At 41.7% G+C, this 14,782-nt stretch carries 12 protein-coding genes; 9 read left to right on the forward strand and 3 right to left on the reverse strand.

The window, feature by feature from the left end; all coding sequences use genetic code 11:
- Positions 1–3: 3 nt before the first annotated feature.
- The 3 genes from AC27JL_RS09605 to AC27JL_RS09615 form a co-directional block, all read right to left on the reverse strand.
- The gene (locus tag AC27JL_RS09605; RefSeq protein ID WP_039036937.1) at positions 4–1,161 is read right to left on the reverse strand and encodes an acyl-CoA dehydrogenase family protein; all 1,158 of its coding nucleotides are present in this window, start codon (positions 1,159–1,161) and stop codon (positions 4–6) included.
- A gap of 134 nt (positions 1,162–1,295) precedes the next feature.
- On the reverse strand, positions 1,296–2,786 hold the full coding sequence (locus AC27JL_RS09610; RefSeq protein ID WP_487195499.1) for a CoA-acylating methylmalonate-semialdehyde dehydrogenase: 1,491 nt from the start codon (positions 2,784–2,786) through the stop codon (positions 1,296–1,298).
- A 91-nt stretch (positions 2,787–2,877) separates the two neighbouring features.
- Positions 2,878–4,059 (reverse strand): thiolase family protein, encoded by a 1,182-nt coding sequence (locus AC27JL_RS09615; RefSeq protein ID WP_487195500.1) that lies wholly within the window; start codon positions 4,057–4,059, stop codon positions 2,878–2,880.
- A 330-nt stretch (positions 4,060–4,389) separates the two neighbouring features.
- Here AC27JL_RS09615 and AC27JL_RS09620 point away from each other — a divergent pair, with 330 nt between their 5' ends.
- The 9 genes from AC27JL_RS09620 to AC27JL_RS09660 all read left to right on the forward strand — a co-directional run bounded on the left by AC27JL_RS09620 (position 4,390) and on the right by AC27JL_RS09660 (position 14,047).
- Positions 4,390–4,824, forward strand: coding sequence for a MerR family transcriptional regulator (locus AC27JL_RS09620; RefSeq protein WP_006794190.1), 435 nt, complete (start codon positions 4,390–4,392; stop codon positions 4,822–4,824).
- Positions 4,825–4,878: 54 nt separating this feature from the next.
- Positions 4,879–6,054, forward strand: a complete 1,176-nt coding sequence (locus AC27JL_RS09625) for an isovaleryl-CoA dehydrogenase (RefSeq protein ID WP_008131008.1) — start codon at positions 4,879–4,881, stop codon at positions 6,052–6,054.
- A 10-nt stretch (positions 6,055–6,064) separates the two neighbouring features.
- Positions 6,065–7,672 carry a carboxyl transferase domain-containing protein gene (locus AC27JL_RS09630; RefSeq protein ID WP_487195501.1) on the forward strand — a complete coding sequence of 536 codons (1,608 nt, stop codon included), beginning with the start codon at positions 6,065–6,067 and terminating at the stop codon, positions 7,670–7,672.
- A gap of 14 nt (positions 7,673–7,686) precedes the next feature.
- Entirely contained in the window at positions 7,687–8,457 is a 771-nt protein-coding gene (locus tag AC27JL_RS09635; protein WP_006794187.1) for an enoyl-CoA hydratase/isomerase family protein, read from the forward strand.
- Positions 8,458–8,465: 8 nt separating this feature from the next.
- Positions 8,466–10,457 carry an acetyl/propionyl/methylcrotonyl-CoA carboxylase subunit alpha gene (locus AC27JL_RS09640; RefSeq protein WP_487195502.1) on the forward strand — a complete coding sequence of 664 codons (1,992 nt, stop codon included), beginning with the start codon at positions 8,466–8,468 and terminating at the stop codon, positions 10,455–10,457.
- On the forward strand, positions 10,457–11,359 hold the full coding sequence (locus AC27JL_RS09645; RefSeq protein WP_487195503.1) for a hydroxymethylglutaryl-CoA lyase: 903 nt from the start codon (positions 10,457–10,459) through the stop codon (positions 11,357–11,359). The genes AC27JL_RS09640 and AC27JL_RS09645 overlap by 1 nt, the downstream gene beginning before the upstream one ends.
- A 102-nt stretch (positions 11,360–11,461) precedes the next feature.
- Entirely contained in the window at positions 11,462–12,160 is a 699-nt protein-coding gene (locus tag AC27JL_RS09650) for a CoA transferase subunit A (RefSeq protein ID WP_006794184.1), read from the forward strand.
- Positions 12,161–12,174: 14 nt separating this feature from the next.
- Positions 12,175–12,831, forward strand: a complete 657-nt coding sequence (locus tag AC27JL_RS09655) for a 3-oxoacid CoA-transferase subunit B (RefSeq protein ID WP_487195504.1) — start codon at positions 12,175–12,177, stop codon at positions 12,829–12,831.
- Positions 12,832–13,162: 331 nt separating this feature from the next.
- Positions 13,163–14,047, forward strand: coding sequence for a LysR family transcriptional regulator (locus tag AC27JL_RS09660; RefSeq protein WP_006794182.1), 885 nt, complete (start codon positions 13,163–13,165; stop codon positions 14,045–14,047).
- The last annotated feature ends 735 nt before the right edge of the window (positions 14,048–14,782 follow it).

Below are 14,782 nucleotides of genomic sequence, written 5' to 3' on the forward strand. Positions count from 1 at the left end.
TCCTTATAATATTTCGCTTGCTGATTCAGCTAAAATTCGACGCGCAATAATCACACGCATTATTTCGTTTGTGCCTTCAAGTATTTGATGAACGCGCACGTCACGTACATGGCGCTCTAATGGGTATTCTTTTATGTAACCATAACCACCATGTATTTGAAGTGCTTCATTACACACTGTAAAACCAACATCGGTTGCAAAGCGTTTGGCCATAGCACAATAAGTAGTTTTTTCGCTGTCGCCAGTATCAAGTTTAAATGCCGCAAGCCTTACCATTTGGCGCGCCGCTACAAGCTCTGTGTTCATATCAGCAATTTTAAATTGTAACGCTTGAAAAGCAGCCAGCGGTTTACCAAATTGTGAGCGCTCTTTGAGGTATTCACGTGCTGTATTTAAGGCCGCTTGTGCGGTACCAATTGAACAGGTGGCAATATTAATACGCCCGCCATCTAGCCCTTGCATTGCAAACTTAAAACCTTCGCCTTCTGCACCAAGTAAGTTATGTGCAGGAATACGCACATCTTCAAAGCTTATTAGTCGTGTAGGCTGTGCATTCCACCCCATTTTTTCTTCTGCTTTGCCGTATTCAACGCCTTTTGCATCGGCCGGTACAACAAACGCAGAAATACCCGCAGCGCCTTCGCCACCAGTACGCGCCATGACCACTAGCACTTCGGTTTCGCCTGCGCCCGATATAAACATTTTAGAACCGTTAATAACGTATTCGTCGCCATCGCGTACTGCTTTTGTTTTAAGTGAAGCTGCATCTGAACCAGAACCAGGCTCGGTTAAGCAGTATGATGCTAATAACTCACCCATAACTAATTGGTCTACATATTGATCTTTTATTGCGTCTGTACCAAAACTTGCAACCATCCAGGTAGCCATATTATGAATAGTGAGCATGGCAGTGGTTGCCGTACACCCTAGTGCAAGTTGTTCAAAAATAATGCTTGAGTCTAAACGTGATAAACCAAGGCCGCCCGCGTCCTCTGGTGTGTATAAACCACAAAAGCCTAACTCACCGGCTGCTTTTATCGTATCTTTAGGAAAAATATGTTCGCGATCCCATTTAGCCGCGTGAGGTGCAAGCTCTGACTCGGCAAATTGGCGAGCAGTTTGTGCAAAGGCTTGTTGGTCTTCTGATAAGTTAAAGTCCATGGTAGACCTCTTTAGTTGTGTGTTGTCGGTTTTCCCGTATTGGGATTATGAGTGAAGAGCGGCGAAGGCATATTTATGTGTGTGAAAAACCTTCGCGCCCGTCTTTGTTATTATTTTTTGTGTGTGTTTATTAGTTATTTTAAGTTAATGCTCATGTTTGGGCCTGACGCTATATCGTCTTCAAACCAACGTGAGGTAATGGTTTTGGTTTCTGTGTAAAAACGAATACCTTGCTTACCATACGTATGAGTATCGCCATAAAAAGAGCCTTTCCATCCGGTAAATGAGAAGAACGGCAGTGGCACAGGAATAGGAACATTAATTCCTACTTGGCCTACTTCTATTTCGTGTTGGAATTTACGTGCAACTGCACCGCTTGAAGTAAATAGCGAGGTGCCATTACCGTAAGGGCTTTCGTTAATTAAGGCGATAGCTTCTTCTAATGTGTCTACAAACATACAAGCCAAAACAGGACCAAAAATCTCTTCTTTGTATAAGTCCATTTCTTTTGTAACGTCTGTAAATAAAGTTGGGCCAACCCAGTTACCTTGCTCGTAACCTTCTACGGTAAAGTCAGAGCCATCTATTAAACAGGTCGCGCCTTGTTTTTTACCGCTTGCAATAAGCGATAAAATTCGCTCTTTTGCTGCTTTTGACGTTTGTGGGCCGTAGGCTGCGTCTTTGTCATCCCATAAACCTGGGCGTACTTTTTCAAAGCCTGCTTTTATTTCATCTACCCAATCACTTGCTTGACCAACAAATACAGCTACCGAAATACCCATACAACGCTGCCCTGCGGCACCAACAGATGCACCAACAAGGTTATTTACAACATGCGATTTACTCGCATCTGGCATAATTACCATATGGTTTTTTGCACCTACACAGGCTTGAACACGCTTAAGGTTTTGTGTGCCTTTTGAATAAATATAGGCACCTACACCACACGAGCCTACAAACGAAATAGCACGAACGGCTTTATCTTCTAATAACCGGTCTACCTGCGGTTTTGTACCATGTACAATTTGCAGAACGCCTTTAGGTGCACCCGCTTCAATAAATAGCTCAGCTAAACGCATTGGCGTTAGTGGATCTTGCTCTGAAGGTTTTAATATAAATGTGTTACCACATACTATTGCCAGCGGAAACATCCAAAGTGGGATCATTGCCGGAAAGTTAAACGGCGTAACACCTGCACACACACCCAATGGCTGCATGTAAGAATAAGTATCGATTTTGCGCGCTACGTTCTCCATTGTTTCGCCCATCATCAGCGAAGGTGCATTAGCTGCTTGTTCGACAACTTCAATACCTCGCCATACATCACCTTTAGCATCTTCAAAGGTTTTACCTAGTTCGTGGCAAATAATAGTGGCTAGTTCATCATGGTGTTCTTTTAAAAGCGCGGCGTATTTCATCATAATGCGGGCACGCTCAGTAATTGGCACATCTTTCCATGTTTTAAATGTTTCAGAGGCTGAAGCAATTGCCGCATCCATTTCTGCATCGGTGCTACAAGGAACCTGAGCTAAAACCTCTTGGTTTGCTGGGTTTATAACATCGATTAATTCTTTTGAAGCCGATTGAATAAATTCGCCATCTATTAATAGTGGAACTTGGTGCATGGTTAAATCCTATTGTATTAGTGTGTTAGTTTTAAAAATAACGCAGCTTTATTATTGTTATGTTGCTGCGTATTTTTAATGTGATTGGTACTTAGTAAGCTTCTACTGCCATTGCAACGGCTTCACCGCCACCAATACATAAAGAAGCAACGCCTTTTTTAAGGCCTCGGTTTTTAAGAGCGTGAATAAGCGTAACCAAAATACGTGCGCCACTGGCACCAATTGGGTGGCCAAGTGCACATGCCCCACCGTTAACATTTACTTTGCTTTCATCAAGCTTAAGCTCGTTTATTGCAAGCATTGTTACCATGGCAAATGCTTCGTTAATTTCCCAAAGGTCTACATCAGTTGTTGTCCAACCGGCTTTTTCGAGCACATTGTTCATTGCACCTACTGGTGCTACCGTAAATTCGCTCGGTTTTTGAGAATGTGTGCTGTGCGCTACAATTTTACAAAGGGGTGTTAAACCGTGTGCTTTTGCTTTTGACTCAGTCATTAAAACGAGGGCTGCGCCACCATCCGAAATAGATGATGAGTTAGCAGCTGTTATAGTGCCGTCTTTTTTAAAGGCTGCACGTAAACTTGGAATTTTTTCTGGGCGTGCATTACCTGGTTGCTCATCAACCGATACCGTTACATCGCCTTTTCGTGTTTGAATTGTGTGCGGTGCTATTTCGTTTTCAAAGCTGCCGTTTGCAATTGCGGCATTCGCTTTGCTGAATGAGCTGAGTGCAAAATTATCCATTTGCTCACGGCCAATGCCATATTCGTCGGCGGTATCTTGTGCAAAACAACCCATGGCTTTATTGTCGTATGCATCTTCAAGGCCATCACTCATCATGTGATCTTTAATTTCACCGTGGCCCATTCTCATTCCGCCACGCGCTTTTGGAATAAAGTAAGGGGCGTTGGTCATACTTTCCATACCACCAGCAATAGCTGTTTCTATAGAGCCTGCTTTAATTAAATCGTTAGCAAGCATGGCGGCTTTTAAACCTGAACCACATACTTTATTAATGGTGGTAGCCCCGGTACTTAATGCTAGCCCTGCTTTTAACATTGCTTGACGAGCTGGCGCTTGGCCTAAACCAGCAGGGAGTACACAGCCCATAATTACTTCGTCAATTGCATCGGTGTTTAAACCAGTTTGCGCTAATGCACTTTTAATAGCCGTTGCACCTAATTCAGTAGACTGAGCATCGCTTAGCCCGCCCATAAAGCCACCCATAGGCGTACGTTTTGCTGCTACAATTACCACTGATTCTAAAGACATAGCTAACTCCATTGTATTTAAGGGTAAATAGTTGTTAGAATATTTACTCTATTAATTGTGTTTTAAATTATTATTTAATAAGCATACACAATACTAACGTTTACGCTAACGTCAACTAAAAACCGTTAAAATTATACTTTCTTATCTGTAAGGTTTCTTTGCCACCTTTGGCTCTTACAATCTAAGTTAAAATTAAGTCATTGTAATTAAATAATTTAAATTACAAATACTGCAAACCACTTCGCTTATATTTATTTCACACCAGCCATCGCTTTACCTTTACGTAAACTTCACTTATATTGGAGTTATTCGAATGAGGTAATTACAATTATGAAACCAGATAATCAAACAAACTTTGCAAGTTCCGCCACTATACCGACCAGTAATGAACAAACTTTCAGCATTAGCGATTTAGCTAAAGAGTTTGACATTACAACTCGCTCTATACGCTTTTATGAAGACCAAGGGCTTTTATCACCTGAGCGTAATGGGCAAACACGTATTTACTCAAAGCGCGACAAAGTGCGCTTAAAGCTCATTTTACGGGGTAAACGCCTAGGCTTTACGCTTGCCGAAACGGGCCGTTTGTTTGAACTGTATGACGCTGATAAATCAAGCGCTAAACAACTAGTCACTATGCTAGATCTGATTTCAGAGAAAAAAGCCGACCTTTCGCAGCAAATGGACGATATTAAAGTTGTCCTAATGGAACTGGTAACCGCAGAACGACGCTGTAGAGACACACTGAATAAAATAGACGAGTAGTTTATTTTTAAAATAAAAACACACTGATAACACACACTCACACAGGAATGAATCATGAGCACTATTTCACTTTATAAAGAGATGAACTTTGGTCTTGGCGAAACCGCCGATATGATCCGCGACCATGTAAATAGTTTTTCAAGCCAAGAAATTGCGCCACTAGCTGAACAAACCGACATTGACAATACATTTCCAAATCAACTTTGGCCGCAAATGGGCGAAATGGGCGTGTTAGGCATGACCGTTCCTGAAGAGTTTGGTGGTGCTGGCTTAGGCTATTTAGAGCATGTTATAGCAATGGAAGAAATTAGCCGCGCAAGTGCATCTATTGGCTTGAGCTACGGTGCGCATTCAAACCTGTGTGTTAATCAAATCAACCGTAATGGTTCACAAGCACAAAAAGAAAAATACCTTCCAAAACTTATCAGCGGTGAACACATTGGTGCGCTTGCTATGAGTGAGCCTAATGCGGGCTCTGACGTGGTATCGATGAAACTTAAAGCTGAGAAAAAAGGCGATAAGTACATTTTGAACGGCAATAAAATGTGGATCACCAATGGCCCGGATGCAGACACACTGGTTATTTACGCTAAAACAGATTTAAACGCCGGTGCTAAAGGGATCACTGCATTTATAGTAGAGAAGACGTTCCCTGGTTTTTCAACCGCACAAAAGCTCGACAAACTTGGCATGCGTGGTTCAAACACCTGTGAGTTAGTATTTGAAAACTGTGAAGTGCCTGAAGAAAACATTCTAGGTAACTTAAACGAAGGCGTAAAAGTACTTATGAGCGGCCTAGATTACGAACGTGTTGTATTGGCAGCAGGCCCCCTTGGTATTATGCAAGCATGTATGGATATTGTTGTGCCTTACATTCATGAGCGTAAACAGTTTGATACCCCTATTGGGCAATTTCAGCTTATTCAGGGCAAGGTTGCCGATATGTACACACAAATGAACGCTGCTCGTTCATATGTTTACACGGTAGCTAAAGCCTGTGACCGCGGTGAAACCACACGTAAAGATGCTGCTGGCGCCATTTTATATGCCGCCGAATTGGCAACCAAAATGGCACTGGATGCGATTCAAATACTAGGTGGAAACGGCTACATAAACGAATACGCAACGGGTCGATTACTACGTGACGCTAAACTATACGAAATTGGCGCCGGCACGTCTGAAATTCGCCGCATGCTAATTGGTCGCGAACTTTTCACTGAAAGCCGCTAAGGATTAGATTATGACGATTTTAAAATCGAGCGTTAATCCACACGATCCTACTTTTGTGCAAAATCATAAGAACATGTCGGCGCTAGTGGATGATTTACGCGATAAAGTTGCCACAATAAGCTTAGGTGGTGGGACTGCTTTAAAAGAGCGCCACGAAGGTCGCGGTAAATTATTTGTACGCGATCGTATTAGTACGCTAATTGACGAAGGTTCACCATTTTTAGAAATTTCTCAATTCGCTGCATTTGGCGTCTATGAGCAAGCTATCCCGTGCGCAGGTGTCGTAGCTGGTATTGGCCGTGTAAAAGGCATCGAATGCATGATCATTGCAAACGATGCCACGGTTAAAGGCGGCACCTACTTTCCGCTTACTGTTAAAAAACATTTGCGAGCACAAGACATTGCAGAGCGATGCCATTTACCGTGTATTTATTTGGTTGATTCTGGCGGTGCTAACCTACCTGAGCAAGATGATGTATTTCCCGATAAATTACATTTTGGCCGTATTTTTTACAATCAAGCTCGAATGTCAGGTAAAGGCATTCCTCAAATTGCAGTGGTAATGGGGTTATGTACTGCTGGTGGTGCTTATGTACCGGCTATGGCAGATGAAAGCATAATAGTAAAAGAACAAGGCACCATATTTTTAGCAGGCCCGCCGCTTGTAAAAGCGGCAACAGGTGAAGAAGTGACAGCTGAAGAGCTAGGTGGGGCAGACGTTCATTGTAAAACATCAGGGGTGGCTGACCATTTTGCTGAAAACGACGAGCATGCACTGTCTATTGCGCGCCAATGTATTGAACGCATTAATTACACACGCCCTACTGCACCGTTATTAAAAGATATAAAAGCGCCTCGGTACGATATAAGCGAACTTTACGGCATTGTAGGTACCGACCTTAAAAAGCCATTTGACGTACGAGAAGTTATTGCCCGAACAGTTGATGATTCATCGTTTGATGAATTTAAACGCTACTTTGGTGAAACGTTGGTAACTGGTTTTGCAAGCATTTACGGTAACCCTGTTGGCATAGTGGCTAATAACGGCATTTTATTCAGCGAGTCTGCTCAAAAAGGCGCACACTTTATTCAACTGTGTGCACAACGCAATATCCCATTGGTTTTTTTACAAAATATTACCGGCTTTATGGTAGGTAAAAAATACGAAGCCGAAGGTATAGCAAAACACGGCGCTAAAATGGTGATGGCGGTTTCGTGTGCCGATGTACCTAAATTTACGGTACTAATTGGCGGCTCTTATGGCGCTGGTAACTACGGTATGTGTGGCCGCGCATTTGAACCCACCATGATGTGGATGTGGCCTAATGCCCGTATTTCAGTCATGGGCGGCGAGCAAGCCGCAGGGGTAATGGCCCAAGTTAAGCAAGACGGCTTAGCGCGAAAAGGCCAAAGTATGACCGATGAGCAAATTGGCGAGTTTAAAAAGCCAATTATTGAGCAATACGAGGAGCAAGGCCACCCATATTATGCCAGCGCGCGTTTGTGGGACGACGGTATTATTGACCCAGCCGACACACGTAACGTATTAGGACTTGCCTTAAGTGCTGCTAAGAATGCACCAGCGCAAGATTCTCAATTTGGCGTATTTAGAATGTAACCGGAGCGCAGTAAATGTCAGTAACACTACAAATAACAAAATCTAATGTGGCTGTACTTGTTTTAAGCCGCCCTGAAAAAAGAAACGCATTTAATAGCGAAGTAATACACGAATTAATTCAATGCATTGAACATGCTAATACGCTCGATATAAAAGCGCTTGTGTTAAAAACAGAAGGCAAACACTTTTCAGCCGGGGCAGACTTAGCCTGGATGAAATCCATGGCTGATAACAATTATGCCGATAACCTGGCCGACTCTATGCAACTTGCAAAACTAATGCAGGTTTTAGCCACCAGCCCCCACCCAACCGTGTGTGCTGTTCAGGGCGCTGCATTTGGTGGTGCGCTAGGCTTAATTGCCTGTTGCGATATTGCACTGTGTAAAGATGATGCTCAGTTTTGCTTAAGTGAGGTGAAACTTGGGCTTATTCCTGCGGTAATTAGCCCGTATGTAATTAAAGCCATAGGTGAGCGTGCTGCTCGCAGATATTTTTTAACTGCTGAGGTGTTTGATGCCCACACAGCCAAACAACTTGGATTAGTTCATCAAGTAACCGGCAATTTAGACTGCGCTCTTGATAACATGCTACAAACACTGATTGATAACGGCCCTGTTGCAGTCAAAGCCGCTAAAGCTTTAATTAATGATGTGGCAAACAAGCCTATTAGTGAACAACTTATTGAGCTTACGGCCGAACGGATTGCAAAGATCCGTGTATCTGATGAAGGCCAAGAAGGGCTTAGTGCTTTTTTTGATAAACGCCCACCCGCTTGGCAACTGTAGGATTAATTATGAACACACACACTTTAAAAAAGATACTCATTGCCAACCGAGGTGAAATTGCGTGCCGTATCATGCGCAGTGCAAAGCAAATGGGGTTAACGACTGTAGCCGTTTATTCTGACGCCGACAAACACGCACAACATGTAAAAATGGCTGATGAGGCTTACCATATTGGGCCTGCTCCGAGTAAAGACTCGTACCTTGTAACCGATAAAATTTTACAAGTAGCCAAAAATAGCGGCGCAGATTGTATTCACCCAGGGTATGGTTTTTTATCTGAAAACAGCGAGTTTGCTAAAGCCTGTGAAGCTAACAACATTGCGTTTATTGGCCCACTTGCAAGCAGCATAGAAGCCATGGGCTCTAAAACCCGCGCTAAAGAAATAATGGCTGAAGCAAATGTACCGTTAGTGCCTGGCTATTATGGTGATAATCAAGACCCTGCCTTTTTACAATCTGAGGCCGAAAAAATTGGCTATCCAGTTCTGATCAAAGCGGCTTTTGGGGGCGGTGGTAAAGGTATGCGCGTTGTTGAGCAAGCTAAAGATTTCATGAGTGCTCTTGAAGGCGCACAGCGTGAAGCTATAGCAGGCTTTGGTAATGACTTAGTACTGCTAGAGCGCTATGTTAACCAGCCTCGCCATGTTGAAGTACAGGTGTTTGCAGATAATCACGGTAACTGTGTTTATTTAGGTGATAGAGACTGTTCTTTACAACGTCGTCATCAAAAAGTAATTGAAGAAGCGCCAGCTCCGGGTTTAAGTGACACATTACGAAAAGAAATGGGTGAAGCCGCAGTACGCTGTGCTTTGGCTATAAATTACCGCGGTGCAGGTACTGTTGAGTTTTTGCTGTGTGGCGATGAGTTTTTCTTTATGGAAATGAACACACGCCTACAAGTAGAACACCCAGTAACCGAAATGGTAACCGGTGTAGATTTAGTGAATTGGCAAATCAATATAGCAGCCGGGGATACCTTGCCTTTAACGCAATCTGACATACAACTACAAGGCCACAGCTTTGAAGCGCGAATTTACGCAGAAGATCCAAGCAACGACTTTATTCCTTGTTCAGGCGTAATTGAATCGTTAAATACTCCGCTTAATAGTGAGTTTGTACGCATAGATACCGGCATTGAACAAGGCGATGAAATCAGCCCCTATTACGACCCAATGATTGCAAAGCTAATAGTACATGATGATAACCGCGAGCAAGCATTAGGGCGTTTACGCCAAGCACTTGGGGAATTTCATTTGGCGGGTTTTAGTACCAACATTGGCTTTTTAAGTAACTTAGCTCATCACCCTACTTTTAACCAGGGCGCGCCAAGTACACACTTTATTGCAGAGCAAGGCGACTCTTTAGTTGCCGTTGATGGTGCGCTTTTACAATCTAGTGAGCTCATAGGTGCATTTGCGTACTTATGCTCTTTGAATAATGAGCAAGCTCAGCAAAGCAATGGTAGCCCATGGCAGCAACTTAACGGATTTAACTTAAATTCTCCACGCATCATTAAAGTGCCTTTTAAAGATTTGCAGCTGAGTGCGATTAAAACATCTGAAGGGTTCAACATTACCCATAACAACACGGTATTTAATCTTCAAGGGACAGCCATTAAAGGCGTTTGTACTGTATTTATTGATGGCAATAAGCATATTGCTCATGTCTCACACTGTAATGACGCCATTACGGTTATGAATAAAGCACTACAAATTAACCTTGAACTCATTAATAAACATTACATAAGTTCACATGAAAGTGATGCATTGCCACTAGCAGCACCACTCAATGGCACCGTGGTTAAACATTTGGTTAATGTTGGCAGTACGATTAGCAAAGGCGATCCTGTTGTGATCATTGAAGCTATGAAAATGGAATACACCCTCAATGCGCCACACGATGGCATTTTACAAAGCTATTGTTTTGGCGAAGGTGAATTGGTATCTCACGGTGCCCTACTCGCCATTGTTGAAGATACCACACAACAGGAAGGTGCCTAATGAGTGCCTTTCCTGATTCGGTTCGTATTGTTGAGGTGGGTGCGCGTGACGGCCTACAAAACGAGAGTTTGGTAAATACTCAGGATAAAATTTCACTGATTAATGCCCTTGCACAAGCCGGTTTAAAAGATATAGAAGCAGGTGCGTTTGTATCCCCTAAATGGGTACCACAAATGGCAGACTCGGCAGATGTGATTAACGCACTTAACTTACCAAATATTAACTTAAGCGCGCTGACACCAAACTTGAAAGGTGCGCACGCGGCCCATGACGCTGGTATTAAAGAGTTTGCAATTTTTACCGCCGCAAGCGAGTCGTTCTGTAAAAAAAACATCAACTGCTCTATTGACGAAAGTATCACACGCTTCAGTGAAGTTATGAACTTTGCAAAAGAGCATAATATTCGTGTTCGTGGTTACGTAAGTTGTGTACTTGGCTGTCCTTACGAAGGAGACATAGACGCTAAGGCTGTGCTTGATGTAACACAAAAGCTATTAGATTTAGGCTGTTACGAAGTAAGCCTTGGAGACACGATTGGCGTAGGTACCGCAAAAAAAGTAACTCAACTCATAGAATTACTGTTAATGCACATAGACAACAACCGGCTTGCAGTGCATTTTCATGATACCTACGGGCAAGCGCTCACAAATATTTACGCAGCGCTAAGCCTAGGAATATCAACGGTTGACGCAGCAGTTGCCGGCCTTGGTGGGTGCCCTTATGCTAAAGGCGCGTCAGGAAATGTTGCCACTGAAGATGTCGTTTACTTACTTGATGGCCTTGGCATAAACCATGGAATTGATTTACAAAGGCTTGTTGATGCAGGTTGGGCCATTACTGATGCGCTTAACAAAACGCCAGTAAGTAAAGTTTCTGTAGCGCTGCACAAAAAACAACAATGACACACTTACGTGTTAACTACTTTTTAGCCTATATATTACTTAAGTAAGTGTAAAACGAAGGTAAATAGTTAACAAAATTTAGCACTCAATGAGGAGAGACTCATGGCCGGTTTTGATAAGGTGGTTTCAAGCTACGAAGCTGCAATGGAAGGGTTGAAAGACGGTGATACCATTATTGCCGGTGGTTTTGGTTTATGTGGAATACCTGAAGGTTTAATAAAGCAAATTAAAAAGATGAACACAAAAGAGTTAACCGTTGTATCTAACAACTGCGGTGTTGATGATTTTGGTTTAGGTATTTTATTGCAAGATAAACAAATAAAAAAAGTAATTGCCTCGTATGTTGGAGAAAACGCCCTATTTGAGCAGCAATTATTAAATGGCGAAATAGATGTTGAGCTTACGCCACAAGGAACACTTGCAGAAAAAATGCGCGCTGGTGGTGCCGGTATTCCCGCATTTTATACCGCTACAGGTTACGGTACGCCCGTTGCAGAGGGTAAAGATGTAAAAGAATTTGATGGTCGCCCTTACATTTTAGAAGAGTCTATCACTGGTGAATTTGCCATTGTGAAAGCGTGGAAGGCTGACCGGTATGGAAACCTGGTATTTAGACACACAGCAATGAACTTTAACCCAATGGCTGCAACAGCAGGAAAAATTACTGTGGCAGAAGTGGAAGAAATCGTCGAGCCGGGTGAACTTGAACCAAGCCAAATCCACACCCCTGGCATTTATGTAAATCGCGTGATTAAAGGTAACTTTGAAAAACGCATTGAACGTGTAACAACACGAGATTAAGCAGGAGCAAAGTAATGGCATTATCACGTGAACAAGTTGCAATGCGCGTTGCGCAAGAACTACAAGATGGTTACTACGTTAATTTGGGCATAGGAATTCCGACACTCGTCGCAAACTATGTACCTGATGATATTGAAGTTATGCTACAGTCAGAAAATGGCCTATTAGGTATGGGGCAATACCCAACTAAAGCTGAGCTTGATGCTGATATGATTAACGCGGGTAAAGAAACCGTGACAGCAGCCACAGGTGCTGCCATATTTAATAGTGCAGATAGTTTTGCCATGATACGGGGTGGTCATGTAGACTTAACAGTTCTTGGTGCTTTTGAAGTTGACCAGAGCGGTAACATCGCGTCATGGATGATCCCCAAAAAGCTTATTAAAGGCATGGGCGGCGCAATGGACTTAGTTGCTGGCGCAAAAAATATAATTGTTACAATGACCCATGCCAGTAAGCATGGTGAATCTAAGCTTCTTGAATCATGTAGTTTACCGCTTACCGGTGTAAATTGCGTAAAGAAAATAGTAACAGATTTAGCCGTTTTAGAAGTTAAAGACGGCGCATTTCATTTAATAGAGCGTGCACCTGGTGTATCTGTAGATGAAATTATTAGCAAAACAGCAGGTAAATTACTTGTTGACGGTGAAGTACCAGAAATGGTTTTATAAGATTATTATATAGTTAACTTTACCCTGTACCGACCTCATTCCCAGTGCCAATGGCGCTGAGTTACCCAAAATCCCTCGCAAGAGGGATTTTTTTTTGCCTACAATGCTATTTTTATGGTTAATTAATACACGCTTAATATATTATTATCTATAATAGGTGCATAAATACTGTGTTATTTAGCTAGAGCTATTGCACTAATTTGTTGTTAAGATGCACCAAAATTGTGAAGCTGCCCTATCAATAAAATTAAGTTATTGATAGTATTGAATAATAACATTTGGATCGATATTTGCCTGTACAGGTAATCTAAACATTTAAACACTGGAAAACATGCAAACTCCTATTCGTGGTCTTCGTTCTTTTTGCTTTGCAGCAAGAAGCCTAAGTTTTAAGCATGCAGCCAATGAGCTGTACTTAACACCGTCGGCGGTAAGCCACCAAATAAAACAACTAGAAGAACAACTTGGTATAGAGCTGTTTCATCGTAAAACACGTTCGATTAGCCTAACTACGGCTGGAAAAAACTTTTTTGATGCGATCTCCCCTATCATTACTATGTTAGAAGGTACCATTAATGAGTTTAGTCAATTACAACAAAACACAAATATCACGATTACTTTACCCGAGTTTTTTGCCAGTGAATTGCTGATGCCAAAATTAAGCGAATGGACCACTCAGCATCCTAATATTAATTTGCAAATGGACACGCTTAAAACACGTAAAGAACTTACCCGCCATAGTGATTTGTCTATTGTGCTTTCGTCAAGTAAGCCAACTGAGGGCGCAGTCACTGAGCTATTTAATTTAGAATACATTCCTGCATGTAATAAAAAATTACTTGAACAGTGGAAAAACAACGATTTACAAGCACTTAACCAAGTACCACTAATTTTACACAAAGCACGCCCTTGGGCATGGCACCAGTGGGCTGAAAAAGTGGGCATAGATGATTTTTCGCCTACGCAAATTATTCAGATAGATAGTATGTTTGGTGTTGCACGTGCCGCACAGCAAGGTATGGGGATTGCACTTATTCCTCTACCTATAAGCCAAAGCTGGTTAGACGAGCAATGGTTATATAAATTGTTTGAACAGCCATTAACGACTAAAGATAAATATTATTTGGTTCAACACGACTCAAATGTAGCCAACCACCCTCTAGATCTGTTTGCTAAATGGGTAGTTGATACTTTTAGAAAAACACAAGAACAATAATTTTTAGTTCACACTTAGTTAATTTATTTACTGTATAAATCACAAAAAATTCACATTAAATTAATGTAAAAGCCAACTTATTATCAATGAGTTGGCTTTTTTGTTATTTAATTTTATGGTTTAAATTTTTTCACTTATCAGTTTTATTTTTATCGTTTGTTTGAATTTAGGAAACAACATAAAGTTTATTTAACGAAAACATTTAATGACTAATTGAGTTGTTATTTAAATAACTAAGTTTGAAACCAATTTAGTTTTTATGACTCAAATAAATGTATAAAAGAATCTTTATATTGTGTGTGAAGATGTTGTCAGTGTGAAAAACAGTTCAAGTTAGGTGGTGACTTAGTTTGGGCTGTTTTTATTCTCTCCACAGCCACATAATATTAAAATCTGCTTTTAGCAGTAAACGAATCTTTATTGTGTGTGAAGATGTTGTCAGTGTGAAAAGCAGTTCAAGTTAGGTGGTGACTTATTTTGGGCTGTTTTTATTCTCTCCAACAGCCACATAATATTAAAATCTGCTTTTGGCAGTAAATGAATCTTTATTGTGTGTGAAGATATTGTCAGTGTGAAAAGCAGTTCAAATTAGGTGGTGACTTAGTTTGGGCTGTTTTTATTCTCTCCAACGGCCACATAATATAAAAATCTGCTTTTGGCAGTAAACGAATCTTTATTGTGTGTGAAGATGTTGTCAGTGTGAAAAGCAGTTCAAATTAGGTGGTGACTTAGTTT

Source organism: Pseudoalteromonas sp. 4NS20-0020, assembly GCF_057554385.1.